Origin of the sequence: Nonomuraea sp. NPDC050478 (assembly GCF_044458265.1) — a bacterium.
Classification (GTDB): domain Bacteria; phylum Actinomycetota; class Actinomycetes; order Streptosporangiales; family Streptosporangiaceae; genus Nonomuraea; species Nonomuraea ferruginea.
This window is the reverse complement of sequence record NZ_JBITHT010000002.1, coordinates 92,172-107,282: the sequence shown is the minus strand read 5'-3', so window position 1 is coordinate 107,282 and position 15,111 is coordinate 92,172. Positions and strand designations below refer to the sequence as shown.

Here is a 15,111-nt window from a genome sequence, read left to right as displayed (position 1 = left end):
GTCATGAACCGTCCGGCCAGCCGCTCGCCCAAGGCGGCCGTGGAAGCCGCGGTCGAGGCCGCCCGCTGGGCGCCGTCGGTGCACAACACCCAGCCGTGGACCTTCGCCGTCACCGGTGAGGAGATCAGCCTGCGCGCCGACGCCGAGCGCCGGCTGCGCTTCGGCGACGCCGAGGGCCGCGAGATGATCGTCAGCTGCGGCGCGGCCCTGTTCACCATGCGGACCGCGATGCGCCGGGCCGGGTACGAGCCGGACGTGCGGGTCATGCCCGACCCCGACCGGCCCGCGCTGCTGGCCGTGGTCCGGGTCGGCGCCGAGTCCGACCCCGACGAGCGCACCTCGGTCCTCGCCGCCGAGATCGAGCGGCGGCGCACCCACCGGGCCGGGTTCACCGGCCTGCCGGTGCCCGACCGGCTGGTCGAGGCGCTGGTCAAGAGCGCTGCCGCGGAGGGCGCCCGGCTCACCCCCGTGGTCGCGCCCGACGCGGTCACCGTGGTCGCCGCGCTCACCCAGGCCGCGCAGGGCGTGCAGGCGCAGGACCGGCGCTTCACCCTGGAGCTGATCCGCTGGGCCCGCCCGCCGGGCAGCACCCGCACGGACGGCGTGCCCGCGGGCGCCTACCCCCGCGATCCGGTCCGCACGCAGCCGCACTTCGCCCAGCGCGACTACTCCTGGCGCCACCAGTGGGGCAGCGAGACCGGCGACCCCGGCGCCACCGGCACCGGCGTCGTGGCCCTGCTGACCACGCCGGGCGACACCCGCGAGGACTGGTTGGCCGCGGGCCAGTCGCTGCAGCGCGTCCTCCTGCACGCCTCCGCGTACGGGGTCAGCGCCGCCTTCCACACCCAGGTGCTGGAGATGCGCCACCTGCGCGAGTTCCTGCGCGAGGAGCTGTGCTCCGGCGAGTACCCGCAGATGATCATGCGGCTGGGCATCACCTTCGACGACAAGGACGCCGTACGGCGCCCGGTGGAGGACCTGCTGGGCTGAAGTGCCCGCCGGGCGGGGGACCAAGGTCACCACGCGGGAGGCCGTCCGGCACTGCCTGGGAAAGGGTTCGAAACGGTGTGATGGGGATGTGAGGGAAAGACCCAGCCCGACCTGAAAGGGGCCCGTCATGGCCACCACCACCCCCGCCAAGCCCGTCCACACGACCCTGACCGCCGACGGCAGACGCCCCGTCGACTACGTCTGGGCCATCGCCAGGATCGCGCTGGGCTGGACCTTCCTGTGGGCGTTCCTCGACAAGACCTTCGGTCTCGGCTTCGCCACCACCGCCGAGAAGGCGTGGCTGGCGGGCGGCAGCCCCACCACCGGCTTCCTGAAGGGCACCGAGGAGAACGCGCTCGGCGGCTTCTTCACCGCACTCGCCGGTCAGCCCTGGGTCGACTGGCTGTTCATGGCCGGACTGCTCGGCGTCGGCGCCGCGCTCATGCTGGGCGTGGGCCTGCGAGTGGCCGCCGTCGCCGGCGGTCTGATGCTGATGCTCATGTGGGCGGCCGCGCTGCCCCTGACCACCAACCCGTTCATGGACGACCACATCATCTACACGATCGTCCTCGCCGGTCTGGCCCTGGCCAACGCCGGCACCACCCTCGGCCTGGGCAACCTGCCGATCATCCAGCGGAACCCGTACCTGCGCTGACCTCCCGCCTCATCAGCACCGCCGCGCCCGCCCCCACCGGGGGTGGGCGCCCGTCGTGTGCGGGTGCGAGACTGACCCTTATGAGGGAGAGTGAGCAGAGCCCGTTGCTGCCCAGCATGCGTCTCGACGACCTCCTGGCGGAGCTGCAGGTGCGCCTGCAGGCGGTGCTGGCCACCCGCGACCGGGTGCACGCCCTGATGGAAGCGGTCGTCTCGGTGGGCAGCGACCTCGACCTGGAGACCGTGCTGCGGCGCATCGTGGAGACCGCCACCAGGCTCGTCGACGCCACCTACGGGGCGCTGGGCGTGGTCGGCCAGGAGAGCACTCTCATCCAGTTCATCCCGGTCGGGCTGAGCGAGGAGGAGATCGCCAAGATCGAGCACTGGCCCCACGGGCTCGGCCTGCTGGGCCTGCTCATCAAGGACGCCAGGCCGCTGCGGCTGGGCCGCATCTCCGACCATCCCGAGTCCTACGGCTTCCCGCCCGGCCACCCGCCCATGGGCACCTTCCTGGGCGTGCCCGTACGGGTGCGCGACGAGGTGTTCGGCAACCTCTACCTGACGGAGAAGCGCGGCGGCGGCGAGTTCGACGAGGAGGACGAGGCCATCGTCATCGCGCTGGCCACCGCGGCCGGCGTCGCCGTCGAGAACGCCCGCCTGTACGAGGAGACGCGCCGGCGCGAGACCTGGCTGCAGGCCTCCTCCGAGATCACCACCCGCCTGCTGTCCGGCGCCGCCCCGCACGAGGTGCTCAGCATGATGGCGACCCGCGCCCATCAGATGACCGGCGCCGACCTCGTCCAGGTCCTGCTGCCGGGTCCCGACGGGAAGCGGCTGCACGTCGAGTACGCCGAGGGCGACGGCGGCCAGGAGACCACCGGCATCACCTTCGGCCTCGACGACAGCCCGGCCGGCCAGGTGTTCCGCACCGGCCACGCCGCCACCGCCGACGACCTGCACGACCGCGACTCCGAGCTGCGCGAGCTGGGCTACGGCCCCGAGCTGCTGATCCCGCTCGGTTCCGGCCAGACGGTGCGCGGCGTGCTGGCCCTGGCCAAGTGGAGCGGGCGGCTGCCCTTCAGCGCCGCAGACCTGCGCATGCTGGAGGCGTTCGCCGGCCAGGCCGCCATCGCGCTGGAACTGGCCGAGACGCGACGCCACGCCGAGCGGCTCGGCCTGCTCGAAGACCGCGACCGCATCGCCAAGGACCTGCACGACGTCGTCATCCAGCGGCTGTTCGCGATCGCGATGACGCTCATGAGCACCGTCCGCCTGGTCGACCGGCCCGAGGCGTCCAACCGGCTCCAGCAGGCCGTCAACGAGCTGGACGAGACCATCCGCCAGATCCGCTCCACCATCTTCGCCCTCCAGGCCACCCCCGAGACCACCGGGCCCACCCTGCGCGGCCGGATCGTCGACCTGGTCGAGTCGGCCCGCGGCCACCTCGGCTTCATGCCCGGCCTGCGGATGGAGGGCCAGATCGACAACCAGGTGCCGGAGGAGGTCGCCGAGCAGGTGCTCGCCGTGCTGCGCGAGATGCTCTCCAACATCGTCAGGCACGCCAAGGCCAGCAGGGCAGGCGTGGCGGTGGAGGTCACGGGCGACGGGCTGACGCTGACCGTGCACGACAACGGGGTCGGCATCCCCGCCGAGGGCCGCCGCAGCGGCCTGCGCAACCTGGAGGAGCGCGCCACCCGGCTGGGCGGCACGTTCGAGATCAGCTCTCCGGACGAGGGAGGGTCGTCGCTGCGCTGGCGTGTCCCCCTATGATGCGCCGGCCGCTGATCCGCTCGGCCTCGACCACGATGTAGTGGTCCTTGCTGCCGGGCGCCCACGGGGTCAGCGGCAGCGAGGCCAGGCGCGACATCTCGCCGGGGTCGGTCACGGCGCGCGCGTGCCCGACGGCGGTCACGGACCAGCCGGTGCGCAGCTCCGGGTCGAACTCGTCGACCTCGAAGGCCACGACGGCCTGCCGGGTGGCGGCGGCCAGCTTGGAGCCGATGCCGGTACGGATGACGATCCGCTCGCCGTCCAGCAGGAACGCCACGGGCTGCACCGCGGGAAGGGCGCGATCGGTGAAGACGATCCGCCCGATGGGCGTCGACGACATCAAACGCAGGCACTCCTCCCGGGAGAGCACCTGCAGGCCGGACGAATCGAGTTGCATGGGACCCAGCATTCCCCATCAGGAACGCACGTCATTAGGGGCGAAGGTCCCTTCATTCGCCCCGACCGGCACGAAGGCGTGCCGCCAGCGCCGCGGCCTGGGTGCGCCGCTGCATGTTGAGCTTGGACAGCAGGTTGGACACGTAGTTCTTGACCGTCTTCTCGGCCAGGAACAGCCGCTCGCCGATCTGCCGGTTGGTCATCCCCTCGCCGATCAGGTCGAGGATGTGGCGTTCCTGCTCCGACAGGGCGGCCAGCGGGTCCTGCTTGGCGGCCTGGTCGCGCAGCCGCTGCAGCATCGCCGCGGTGGTCTGCGGGTCCAGCAGCGACTGGCCGGAGGCCACCGTGCGCACCGCGCCCACCAGGTCGGAGCCGTGGATCTGCTTGAGCACGTAACCGGCGGCTCCCGCCATGACCGCGTTGAACAGCGCCTCGTCGTCGGCGTACGACGTCAGCATCAGGCACGCCAGGCCGGGCACCTTGGAGCGGACCTCGCGGCACACGTCGACGCCGTTGCCGTCGGGCAGGCGCACGTCGAGCACGGCCACGTCCGGCCGGAGCGCCGGGATCCTGGCCACCGCCGACTCGGCGGTGCCCGCCTCGCCGATGACCTCGATGTCGTCCTCCGAATCGAGCAGGGCGGCGACACCGCGCCGGACCACCTCGTGATCGTCGACGAGGAACACGCGAATCATGCCTCCGACGTTAGCACCCTCACCCTGGACCGAAAGAGGCTTAGGTCCCCTTCGACCCAGGCAGTACGGCCCTGTCCATCGCTCCGGACCCCGTCGGACCATGAAAGCAAGGGCCCGCGTCCCGGCTGAGGATCTTGCCGGGGATAAGGTCGGGACCAGGGGAGAGGAAGGACACGTACATGATCATCGTGGGGGTCGACGGGTCGAGGGCCGGGCTGGAAGCCACGGCGTGGGCCGCCAGGGAGGCGGCGCTGCGCGAGGTGCCGCTGACGATCGGGCACGCCATCGCCGGCTGGGCGGTCGAGACCGGCGCCGGCGGCCGCTACGCCGAGGTCGCGGCGTGGATGCGGCAGGGCGGCGAGTCCGTGCTGGCCACGGCCGCCGAGCGGGCCCGGCGCGAACGGCCGGGCATCTCCGTGAAGACCGTCCTGCTGCCCGGCGACCCGCGCGGCGCCCTCATCGACGCCGCGCGCGAGGCCCAGCTGCTCGTCGTCGGCAGTCACGGGCTCGGCGCCGTGCGCGGCCTGCTGGTCGGCTCGGTCGCGCACGGCGTGGCCGGCCAGGCCACCTGCGACGTCGTCGTCGTCCGCGAGCTGCCCGCGCAGCCGCGCGACGAGGTCGTGGCCGGCGTCGACGGCTCGCCCGCCTCCAGCCGCGTTCTCGCTTTCGCCTTCGCCGAGGCGGAGCTGCGCGGCCACGCCCTGCGCGTCGTGCACGCCTGGTCCTGGACCGGCCTCGAGCCGTCCGACGGCGAGGGACCCGAACGGGCCGTGCTGCGCGACGCGCTCGCCGGCCACCGCGAGAACCACCCCGGCGTGCACGTCATCGAGGAGATCGTCCAGGGACACCCCGTCGAGGTGCTCAGGGAGGCCGCGACCGGCGCCGGACTGCTCGTCGTCGGCACCCACGGCTACGGCACGTTCGCCGGCATGGTGCTCGGCTCGGTCAGCCAGGCGATGCTCCAGCACTCCCCGGCCCCGCTGGCCGTGGTCCGGTGCCGCACCGAGGCCTAAGGTCCCCGCCCCTGAGGACCTTGGCCACCACCGCCGGAGGCCGCCGCCCGTCAAGGTGGAGGTGATCTCAGGACTCCGAGGACGGGGGAGCGGCGGTGTCAGCGCAGGCGAAGGCCGGGCCGGACCATCACGACCAGCTCAGCGGCTACCTGGCCGGGATCGGCGGCACCCCGCTGCTGACCGCCTCGGAGGAGGTCGAGCTGGCCAGACGGATGGAGGCGGGCGCCTACGCCGCCCACCTGGTCGCCGAGCGCGGCCCCGACCCCGAGCTCGCGGCCGTGGCCGCCGACGGCTGGGCCGCCCGCGACCACATGATCCGCGCCAACCTGCGGCTGGTCGTCGCCATCGCCAAACGGTACGCCCACCGCGGGTTGTCGTTCGCCGACGTCATCCAGGACGGCAACCTGGGCCTGATCCGCGCCGTCGAACGGTACGACCACACCAAGGGCTACCGGTTCTCCACCATCGCCGCCTGGTGGATCCGCAAGGCCATCCAGCAGGGCATCGAGCACGCCCACACGGTGCGGCTGCCCATCGGCCTGCAGGACCGCCTGATCGCCGTCACCCGGGCCGAGATCGAGGCCACCCACCAGCTGGGCCGCCTGCCCACCGAGGCCGAGGTGGCCGCCCGCGCCGGCGAGGAGACCGCCAGGCTGGCGGCCCTGCGGCGCACCCCGCAGGACTGCGTCAGCCTCGACCTGGTCGTCCAGGACGGCCAGCACGCGATGACCCTCGGCGACATGATCGAGGACCCCGACGGCGAGCGGGCCGAGCAGGCGGTCGAGCGCGCGGAGCTCAAGCGGGTGCTCGCCGCCGCCCTCGGCGGGCTCGCGCCCCGCCAGCAGCTGATCCTCAGGCTCCGGTACGGGCTCGACGGGTACGAGGAGCACACCACCCGGCAGATCGCCGCGCGGATGGGGCTCACCTCTCACTGGGTGCGCCGGCTGGAGAAGGAGTCGCTCACCAGGCTGCGCCGCTCCATGCGGCACCGCTGGACGCACTGAGGAAGGGCCGGCTCAGTCGTCCTCGTCAGATCGTTCGATCTTGATGGTCCACTGGGCGGCGAGCGCGCCCATCGCGCTCAGCGCGGTCACGACGGGAGCGAGGACCAGCGCCCCCACGCCGACCGTCACCGGCACCTGCATGACGGTGTGACCGCGCGTGTCCCTGACGATGATCATGCGGGTGTTGCCCTCGTGGATCACGTTCTTGATCCGGTCGGTCAGCTCCGGCTTCTCCTCGGTGACGCTCATGCGCCGTGGCTCCTCCCACTCACGGTACGGCGATCGCCGCACGGTGAGGCTTCCCCTCGGCGAGAGCCTTGACCGTGGCGAGCTGTCCTCGGACGGCCAAGAAGTCCGACGTATCGGACAGCAGCAGGTAGATCAGCCCGAGCACCCCCGGACGGCACAGGATCCGCTGCCGCAGGACCAGCCGCGTGTGGCCGTCCTGTTCCCGCAGCTCCACGGCCCAGGTCACGGTGACGTGGAAGGCGTGCACGGCCATCACCAGCGTCCGGCCGTGCTCCTCCTCCACGACCTCGGCGCCCCGCCCGGCCAGCTCCGGCAGCAGGGGCCAGACGTCCTCGGGCGCGGCGGCGATGGTGACGGCCCGGGTGGCGATGACGTGCGGGCGCGGGATGACGGCGTCGCCCGGCATCGGGGCGCGCGCCTCTCCGGCGGTGGCCCCCCAGCGCAGCAGCCGCGGACGGACCAGCAGCCGGAAGGCCGCCAGCCCGGCGAGCGTCAGAACCGTCCACCTCATGGCATTCGTCCTCATGCCTCCATTCCATCAGGCGCGGGAGGCCGAGCTGCAGGGCCTTCCGTCCCTTCTTCGGCCGGAAAACCCGGTGCGGCCCGCCACGGGTCATTGCTAGCCTCCGCGGCATGCGTACCGCTCCGATCGAATAGCGCCCGGCACGAGGTTTCAGCCGCCTTGTGTCCGTACGCGCTAACGGAGTGTCACCACATGAACACCGCCCTCAGGCGGAACAAGAACTTCGCCCTGCTCCTGTCCGGCCAGATCGTCTCCAACGCCGGCGACCACATCCAGGACTTCGCCTTCCTCCTCCTCGTGCTGGCCATGACCGGGTCGGCCGCGCAGAGCGGGCTCGTCCTCGGCGTCAACACCGCCGCCTACCTGCTCGTCGGGCTGGCCGCCGGCGCGCTCGTGGACCGGTGGGACCGCCGGCGCACCATGATCTGGTGCGAGCTCGGCCGCGCCGCCCTCGCCGCCGGCGTCGCCGCCGCGCTCTGGCTGGACCGGCTCACCCTGCCCCACCTGTACGCGGTCGCGGCGCTCGCAGGCGTGCTGCACGCGCTCTTCCAGTCGGCGAGCACGGCCGCGCTGCCCACCATCGTCGGCCCCGCCCAGCTCGCCCGCGCCCTCGCCGTCACCCAGGGGACGCTCAACACGCTGCGGGTCAGCGGCGCCACCCTCGCCGCGGCCGTCCACGGGCTGGGCCGGACCGTGCCGTTCGCCGTGAACGCCGTCTCGTTCGTCGCCTCGGCCGCCAGCCTGCGGCTCATGCGGGCGTCCTTCCAGGAGGAGACCCGCCCGCCGGGACCCGGCCGCCTCGTCGCGGAGATCCGCGAAGGGCTGACCTGGCTGTGGCGGCAGCCGGTGATCCGCCTGTTCGGCCTGCTCCAGACCGGCGACATGCTCAGGTACGGGGCCGGCTACCTGGTCATCATCACCTTGGCACAGGGCGTGGGCGCCTCACCCCAGCAGATCGGGCTGATCTTCAGCGCGGCCGCCGCCGGGTCGCTGCTCGGCTCACTGCTGGCGGCCCGGCTCGCCGGCCGCTTCCCGATCGGCCGCCTCGCCGCGGCCATGCTGTGGGTGGAGGCCCTCGTCTTCCCCTTGTACGCGGCCGCGCCCGACGCCCTGCTCCTCGGCCTCGTCGCCTTCGCTGAATCGGTGCTGCCACCCGTCTACTCGGTGGCCATGACCAGCCACCGCCTCGCCATCACCCCCGACCACCTGCGCGGCCGCACCTCGGCCGCCCTGGAGACGCTCACCATGGGCGCCCTGTCGGCGGGCACGATGGCGGGCGGCGCCATGATCGCCGCCTGGGGACCCAAGCCCGCCACCCTGACCCTGGCGGCCTGGCTCCTCCTCCTGGCCATCACCGCCACGGCCGCCCCATCCGTCCGCCGGATCCGGTGACCCCTCGCCTCACTGGTTCGAACCCGGTGCTGTACACCCTGGATATTCTCCGCACCCACCCGTTGCCCCGGGCTTCCGTTGACCCCGCGCGCCCGCCCGTCCACGAAGGGCCTCGCCGTGCTCGGGCGTTCTTTGGTGCCGGGCTTCGCCCAGCCGGGACGGATGGCTCGAATTCCTTGACTCGGCGCGATGACGGGTGCGTCATCCGACGTCGTGCCGCTGACGCCGGGCGGCTGAACTTGATAGCCGTGCCGGCCTTCACCGGGCGACGTACTCTGCCAGCACGTTCGCCGCGCCCTCCGGATCGCGGCGGGACACCGGGCCGGGCACCGCACGCCTGCCCCGCCGTACCCGTCGAACGCTCGGACCGGGGTTGCCGCGCCGCCGCACAGATGCAGCCCTACGATCGCCACTGCATGGCTGAACCCCGTACGTGCTTGGGGGCGGTCGACGATCCAGGGTTCGTTTTCTCACCCTGGCTCACCGGAGAACGTGGCTCCAACTCCGTCCGTGCCTATTGTCGCTCAGGCGCATGTCGTCGAGGTGCTGCCCCTGTCGGTGACGGCTGCCATCATGCATGTGACTGATCACGGGAGTTACGGTGATGGACGTACACGAAGAATTTGGCTGGCTCGCAAAGCATGGCCCGTTCTATGACGTCTCCTGTGTCACCTTCGCCCGATCCCTCAGCCCTCGTGAGGCGTTGACGCGTCTCGGTGCAGACTGCAACGGGATCGGAGAGGTGACCTTCGAAGAGCACCAAGAACTAACGATGAGGTACATCGACTCGGACAACATGCGCACCAGCTATGTGGGCGCGCTGGAGATGAACGGCTGGACCGTTCTGATCCAGCTCTGGACTGGATCGATCGGCCTCAACAGGCGCCTACTCCGCAGCCTCTCTCAGGCGACTGAGGTGGTGTCGATTTATCGCAACCTCCATGCCACGGACTATTTCGTCTACGCGGTCGACAGTGAAGAGGTCACGAGCTTCGATCAATTGGTTCCTGATACACGCTGGGGCAGTGATCCCGACCGCCTGGTCAGCGAGATGTGCGAAGTCGGCCTGTCCTGGGAGGGGCCCGGCATCGACGCCCCCTTCTCCCGGTCTTTCGCCCTGGCGAAGAAGATCACGGGGATTTCTTTCTCGGAGGACACGCTCAGCACACCATTTCTCGGTGCCGCGATCCGTGACTGATGACCGGATCCAACGCCCCTACAGTCGGTCGCGGTGGCAGGTCAATGAGAAGGTGTCATCCGTGCCATGAGCGTGCCATTAGCCCCGACCGGGCGACATGACGATTGCTCGCCGGGGACGAGCGAGAGGGGAGATGGGGCAGGTGCCGCGTTCGCCATGCTCCCGGTCAGTTTTCCCCGACCTCCCGACGAACCTCTGAGGAGCCGCACCACGCCGCGTTCTGCCAAATCCGCCATCTGGCGCATCACGCCGACCGCAGTCTGTGTCAGGCCCGAGGGTCGACGTTCGGGTCTACTCTGGGGAAGGAGGACGACATGATCGACAAGAGCGACCAGGCGAACCCCGGCGCAGACGACACCGACGGGCAGCGCTGGAGGCAGCGGACCTTCAGCCCCGAGGTGGTCGAGCGAGCCCACGAGGAGATTCGCCGCCAGGAGGCGGAGCGCCGTCGGCGATTGTTCGGCGACCGGCAGCCGTTCGCGGTTCCCGAGGACATCATCGACTTCGACTTCGAGCCGGAGGCTGGTGTGCCCGTCGACTACGCCTTGAATACCGCGGCGGCAACGGACGCCACGGGAGGGCGCATGTCGCACGAGCGGTACTACGAGCTGTCGATCGCGGCGGCGCGGCAGCAGGGTTTCCTGACCCGTGCCCAACTGGCCCGGCTCGGGGTCGACGACGGCGAGCTGGACCGTCTCCGGGAAGCCGGGCTGCTGACCGAGCTCGACCACGGCGTCTACCAGCACGCCGCCAGCTCGGTGGCACTCAAATACGGCTATTCCTACGCCGCGTGGCTGGCGCTGGCTCCCGACCGGTTCAGCTGGGAGCGGCCGCAGACCGCGACCGACGACGCCGTGCTGTCGCACGAGTCGGCGGCCCGGCTGCTCGGCCTCGGGGCGCTCGCCGTGCCGCGGACGATCTTCACCGCGCCGGCCGAGCTGCCCGCGCCACGGGCCACGATCATCCATGTCGAACGGCTGGCGGCGGCGGACGTCACCGTCGTCGAAGGCATTCCGGTGACCACGCCGTTCCGGACGATCCTGGATCTGATGCGGGGCGGCACCGACCACGACGACTTCGGGCGCGCGCTCCAGGAAGCCGTCCGGCGCGATCTGGTGGACCTTCAGGAGGTCCATGACGCCATGCTGCCACTCGCTCCGGCCCACAGTTTCCCGACCGCCGGACCGGATTTCGTCGCCTACTTCCTGCCGGACCTCGACCCGTCCGGACTGACGCCGAGAAACTTGCGGGCCTATGCAGAGCTGACGGCTGCCGACAGCGTCGCTGAAGCGCAGAGCCGGGTCGCCGTCCTGTTGGCCGAGCTGCGTTATCCGACCGGTGCTCAGCACCCTGCCGACGACGGGCTGAGCCGGCAGATCGCCGCCGAGATCGTCGGGCGGCTGCGCCGGTCCCGGTAGCGTCGACTCCCTGAAAGGCGAGGCAGACTCAACTCTCTGAGTCTGCCCGTGCCGCTCCGTCGCCACCGCTACCGCACGCCGACCGGCCGCTCGCTGCGATGACGCGGGCGACTGACTCGCGAAGGTCAGCCGGCTCGGCCGCACTGAGCTGGAAGAGCAACTCGTCCCGGCCGCGGACCGCTCGCGCAGTCCCGGGTCGCCGCACAAACCCTCAAGCGCCGCCACCACCGCCGCGCCGCGCTCCTCGGGCGCCGCCGCGTAGGCCCGCACGAGGAGGTCGGCCTCGGACGGTACGCCGCGGTCGGTGTGCAAGGTGAAGTACGGATGCACGAGCGTGTTGTTGGGGATCTCCGGGTCTCGGTAGAGGCCGGGGTCCAGGACGCCGAGAGGTGATGGGAAACGGCCTTTCCCACGGCCTTCCGGCGCGAGGATAGTTGCGGGCAATCGGCTTGTAAGCGGGCTCCGAAGAATGGGTGACATGACAGATTTCTCTGTGGTGCGCAGAGTCGCCCCCGGCCGCACCAGTGCCGTCCTCGTACTCATCCTGCTTGTGCTCTCGGGATGCGGCTTCGCCGGTGGCGAGACCGGGGGCGCTGAGACCGCTCCAGCACCCGTGACCAGCCATACGACCAGGGAAAGCGCACCCGCTCAGGCGGAGAGCGCGCCGGCCCAGGAAGCGAATGACGAGCCTTCGACGGCGGTCGAGCCGGGCGGCACCCTGACCGACGGCAGCACGGTCTCGGCCGAACTGACCCGGGCGGGGCAGAAGGACAAGTTCACCCTGGACCTGGGCGACGCCAAGGAGTTCTACGTCGCCGACATGCAGGGTGCCGACATCCAGTTACAGGTGTTCTCCGAAGTCGACGGCGAACCGCTGGGCCCGTCCAGCGTCGCGATGAGCTTCGGCACCTCGCTCTTCAAACTGACCAAGGTGGGCGGGCACCGGCTGGAGGTCTGGGGGAACACGAACGTCATAGGCGCGTACAGCTTCCGGATCGCGACCGTCAAGGTCCGCACCTTCCCCGTGGCGGTCGGCCTGCAGATCGGTGAGGGCAGCCCCGACGGGGCCGGGCGGCTGGACGTTCCCGGACAGATCGACCGCTTCGAGTTCGACTCCGACGGCGCGACGGCTGTCAAGGTCCTCGGGGGCGCGGGGGCGTGCACGGCCATCCAGCTGGAACTGTACGACGCCGCGGAGAAGAGCGTCGCCGAAGCCCGGCAGCCTATCCCGCTGTGCGGCTACGAGTTCGACATCCCACTGTCGGGCGGGGACGGGCGCTATGCGCTGGTCGTCAGGTCGGGTGAGGCCAAGACCGGGGCGTACTCCTTCCAGATCGCGCGCGCCGGCTGAACGGTCAGGAACGGCGCAGGCTCCCGCGGTACTCCAGCGAGCCCGCGCCCTCCTGCCGTACGAGGTCCAGTGTCCCGGCGGCGTTCAGCGTGAGCGTCATGTCTCCGCCCACGCACCGATCCCGCTGCGCCACGGCCATGTCGAGCACGGTGTCGCTCCTGACGCGAGTCAGCGTGGCCTGCTGGTCACAGTCGCCGGCGGCCCACGTCCCGGCGCTCTGCCCGCCCGGCAGGGTGACCGTGACCTCGACGCTCTTCTTACGGTCGTCCTGCGAGATGACCTGTCCCGTCCAAGTCCCCGCGAAGGCTTCGGGGATCCCGCCCGTCCCGGCCGTAGCCGATCTGGACGACGATTCCGGAGATGACGTCGGTGTCCGCCCGGAGGCCGATTCCCGGTCAGCGGGCGGATCGGACGCCGTCTGCGTCGTCGCCTCGCCGCCCTCGGCCGGGACGCCGATCGTCCCCGTCGCGTACAGCACACCGGCCGTCGCGAGAGCCGCCAGGGTGACGGCGATCAACGGCAGGGCCGGCCGCGTCCTCCGCCGGGTGACCGTCTCGCCGTACGAGAAGTCGCCCTGCCCCCGCACCGTCGATCCGTCGACGGCCGGCAGCACCTTGGTCGGGCTCGGGGCCGGCCAGTCCGGGGGGACGTACGCGCTGGGAACCGGGCCGACGTCGGGAACCGTGACGGTGGAGGCCCCGGGGTCGACCAGGCGGATCAGCAGCGACCGGGCAGAAGGGCGGGCCCGGGGATCCTTCGACAGGCAAGCGGCCAGGGTCTCGCGCAGGCTCTGCGAAATGCCGGAAAGGTCAGGCTCCAGGGTGAGAATGCGGTGGAAGACGGCGGCAACGGTGTCGCTGCCGAACGGCGCCCGCCCGGTCGCCGCATAGACCATGGTCGCGGCCCAGGCGAAGACATCGGCCGCTGAAGACCCGTGCTCTCCCTTGAGCTGCTCAGGCGCCATGTACGGTGGCGTCCCCGACATCGTCGAGGACGCCGTGCCGTCGCCGAGCGGCCGGGCGATGCCGAAGTCGACCACGCGTGGCCCGTCGGGACCGAGCAGTACGTTCGCGGGTTTGAAGTCCCGATGGACGACCCCGGCACCGTGGATGGCCGCGAGGGCGCTGGCCGTGCCGACCGCCAGCCGCTCCAGGTCGCCGTCCCGCAAGGGACCGCCCGCGCGTACCCGCTCCTGTAGTGACGGGCCCGCGACGAATTCGCTCACCACATACGGCACCGGCCCGTCAGGCTCGGCCTCCAGCACGCGGGCCGTGCAGAAGGGGGCCACCCGGCGGGCCGACTCCAGCTCCCTGGCCAGCCGGCGGCGGGTGTCGGGATCGTTTCCACCCCTGAGAACCTTGATCGCAACGCGACCGCCGGACGCGCTCCGCCCTTCGTAGACGACCCCCTGGCCGCCCTCGCCCAAGCGTGCGACCACCTGGAACGCCCCGAGCACACGTGGGTCTCCCGGCTCCAACGGGCCAGCGGACATGATCTCCTCCACGCACGTTGGGCGAGCTGCCACCGGCACGCCGGGATTCTCCAGGATCATGTCAGATTTTAGTGACGATTCGTGGATCAAGCAGAAACGCCGGCGGCCCGCCCGGGAGTCAGGGCAGGCACGCCGCAGTGCTTCCCTGTGTCCCACCTGAGGGCTGCCGGTCCGAGATCAGTGAGCTCCTCAGCGGTCGAGCCTGATGGAGGTGGGAAGACTCAGATTCACCGACCCTCGCCGAGGTTGATCGCCGGACACCTCCGGTGACTCGCCGACCGGCTTCACCCTCGTCCGAAGCCGGTCAGCCCTGTCATCGCTCGGCCGGCTCCTTGACCGCCACCGGAGCCTCGGCGTGCCTGCCCGCCGAGGTGCGGCCGGTGACGTAGGTGGCCAGCAGGAGCAGGAGGGCCGCCTGGGCGAGCATGCCGGGGGCCAGCGGCGGGGCGTCACCGACAGACTTGGTGAACGCGTGCCACCATTGCCCGATCATGGACACTCCGTCGAGCGCGCCCGAGAAGGACCCCACCGTCATGTTGGCCGACACGTGCGCGAACACGCCGAAGGCCGAGGCGAGCAGCACCACGGCGGCGATCACCCGCACCGTGCCGGAGAGCCGGGTGGCCAGCAGCAGGAGAACGCCGACGGCGAGCAGCGCCAGCGCCGCCCACGGCACGAGCTGCTGGACGCTGCGCCAGTGGCGCTCCACGGCGAGCTCGAAGCCGGCGCCGAAGATGGCGATGACGGTCAGCGCGGCCAGGGCGCGCCGCACGAGCGTCGGGTTCACCGCGCACCCGCCGACGCCGTGACGAGGCTCGCACCGGCCGTGTGAGCCATGAGAGGCGCGTTCATTCTCACCGTTTTCATCGTGAAACCGTCTTTCCACGTCAGAGGCCTGCGCAACCCATGTTCGCCGGGCCGCCTGAAGACGACCTCTGTGGAACATGAAGACCATCTGAGAAAAGT

Annotated in this window: 15 protein-coding genes; 9 read left to right on the top strand and 6 right to left on the bottom strand. The window is 71.2% G+C overall.

Going from position 1 to position 15,111, the window contains the following annotated elements; all coding sequences use genetic code 11:
- Positions 1 to 3 precede the first annotated feature (3 nt).
- From ACIBF7_RS08550 to ACIBF7_RS08540, 3 genes are all read left to right on the top strand, one after another.
- Positions 4 to 990 carry an Acg family FMN-binding oxidoreductase gene (locus ACIBF7_RS08550; protein ID WP_148031867.1) on the top strand — a complete coding sequence of 329 codons (987 nt, stop codon included), beginning with the start codon at positions 4 to 6 and terminating at the stop codon, positions 988 to 990.
- Positions 991 to 1,117: 127 nt separating this feature from the next.
- A complete protein-coding gene (locus ACIBF7_RS08545; RefSeq protein WP_219545820.1) occupies positions 1,118 to 1,645 on the top strand; it encodes a hypothetical protein in 528 nt (175 codons plus the stop codon).
- A gap of 80 nt (positions 1,646 to 1,725) precedes the next feature.
- Positions 1,726 to 3,414: a GAF domain-containing sensor histidine kinase gene (locus tag ACIBF7_RS08540; protein WP_148031865.1), complete on the top strand. Its 1,689-nt coding sequence runs from the start codon at positions 1,726 to 1,728 to the stop codon at positions 3,412 to 3,414.
- On the opposite strand, the gene ACIBF7_RS08535 is transcribed toward ACIBF7_RS08540, so the two are convergent.
- Complete coding sequence (locus ACIBF7_RS08535) at positions 3,362 to 3,811, bottom strand: pyridoxamine 5'-phosphate oxidase family protein (RefSeq protein WP_148031864.1); 450 nt, start codon at positions 3,809 to 3,811, stop codon at positions 3,362 to 3,364. The two genes, ACIBF7_RS08540 and ACIBF7_RS08535, sit on opposite strands and share 53 nt — an antisense overlap.
- 52 nt (positions 3,812 to 3,863) lie before the next feature.
- A complete protein-coding gene (locus ACIBF7_RS08530) occupies positions 3,864 to 4,505 on the bottom strand; it encodes a response regulator transcription factor (protein ID WP_148031863.1) in 642 nt (213 codons plus the stop codon).
- Between the two features lie 179 nt (positions 4,506 to 4,684).
- Here ACIBF7_RS08530 and ACIBF7_RS08525 point away from each other — a divergent pair, with 179 nt between their 5' ends.
- Both ACIBF7_RS08525 and ACIBF7_RS08520 read left to right on the top strand, forming a co-directional pair.
- The gene (locus ACIBF7_RS08525; RefSeq protein ID WP_397196775.1) at positions 4,685 to 5,518 is read left to right on the top strand and encodes a universal stress protein; all 834 of its coding nucleotides are present in this window, start codon (positions 4,685 to 4,687) and stop codon (positions 5,516 to 5,518) included.
- 95 nt (positions 5,519 to 5,613) lie between these two features.
- Positions 5,614 to 6,522: an RNA polymerase sigma factor RpoD/SigA gene (locus tag ACIBF7_RS08520; RefSeq protein ID WP_222708962.1), complete on the top strand. Its 909-nt coding sequence runs from the start codon at positions 5,614 to 5,616 to the stop codon at positions 6,520 to 6,522.
- Positions 6,523 to 6,534: 12 nt separating this feature from the next.
- Here ACIBF7_RS08520 and ACIBF7_RS08515 read toward each other — a convergent pair whose 3' ends face one another.
- Positions 6,535 to 6,771 carry a DUF4342 domain-containing protein gene (locus tag ACIBF7_RS08515; RefSeq protein WP_364236517.1) on the bottom strand — a complete coding sequence of 79 codons (237 nt, stop codon included), beginning with the start codon at positions 6,769 to 6,771 and terminating at the stop codon, positions 6,535 to 6,537.
- 19 nt (positions 6,772 to 6,790) lie between these two features.
- Entirely contained in the window at positions 6,791 to 7,282 is a 492-nt protein-coding gene (locus ACIBF7_RS08510) for a hypothetical protein (protein WP_397196774.1), read from the bottom strand.
- A 204-nt stretch (positions 7,283 to 7,486) separates the two neighbouring features.
- Here ACIBF7_RS08510 and ACIBF7_RS08505 point away from each other — a divergent pair, with 204 nt between their 5' ends.
- The 4 genes from ACIBF7_RS08505 (at position 7,487) to ACIBF7_RS08490 (ending at position 12,653) form a co-directional block, all read left to right on the top strand.
- Positions 7,487 to 8,686, top strand: coding sequence for an MFS transporter (locus tag ACIBF7_RS08505; protein ID WP_397196773.1), 1,200 nt, complete (start codon positions 7,487 to 7,489; stop codon positions 8,684 to 8,686).
- A gap of 604 nt (positions 8,687 to 9,290) precedes the next feature.
- Positions 9,291 to 9,884: a DUF6461 domain-containing protein gene (locus ACIBF7_RS08500; RefSeq protein ID WP_397196772.1), complete on the top strand. Its 594-nt coding sequence runs from the start codon at positions 9,291 to 9,293 to the stop codon at positions 9,882 to 9,884.
- Positions 9,885 to 10,198: 314 nt separating this feature from the next.
- The gene (locus ACIBF7_RS08495) at positions 10,199 to 11,302 is read left to right on the top strand and encodes a type IV toxin-antitoxin system AbiEi family antitoxin domain-containing protein (RefSeq protein ID WP_364236510.1); all 1,104 of its coding nucleotides are present in this window, start codon (positions 10,199 to 10,201) and stop codon (positions 11,300 to 11,302) included.
- 478 nt (positions 11,303 to 11,780) lie between these two features.
- A complete protein-coding gene (locus ACIBF7_RS08490; protein WP_397196771.1) occupies positions 11,781 to 12,653 on the top strand; it encodes a hypothetical protein in 873 nt (290 codons plus the stop codon).
- 4 nt (positions 12,654 to 12,657) lie between these two features.
- Here the strand turns inward: ACIBF7_RS08490 and ACIBF7_RS08485 are convergent, their stop codons facing one another.
- Both ACIBF7_RS08485 and ACIBF7_RS08480 read right to left on the bottom strand, forming a co-directional pair.
- Positions 12,658 to 14,145: a serine/threonine-protein kinase gene (locus tag ACIBF7_RS08485; protein WP_397196770.1), complete on the bottom strand. Its 1,488-nt coding sequence runs from the start codon at positions 14,143 to 14,145 to the stop codon at positions 12,658 to 12,660.
- A gap of 313 nt (positions 14,146 to 14,458) precedes the next feature.
- Entirely contained in the window at positions 14,459 to 14,932 is a 474-nt protein-coding gene (locus ACIBF7_RS08480; RefSeq protein WP_364236503.1) for a hypothetical protein, read from the bottom strand.
- Between the last annotated feature and the right edge of the window lie 179 nt (positions 14,933 to 15,111).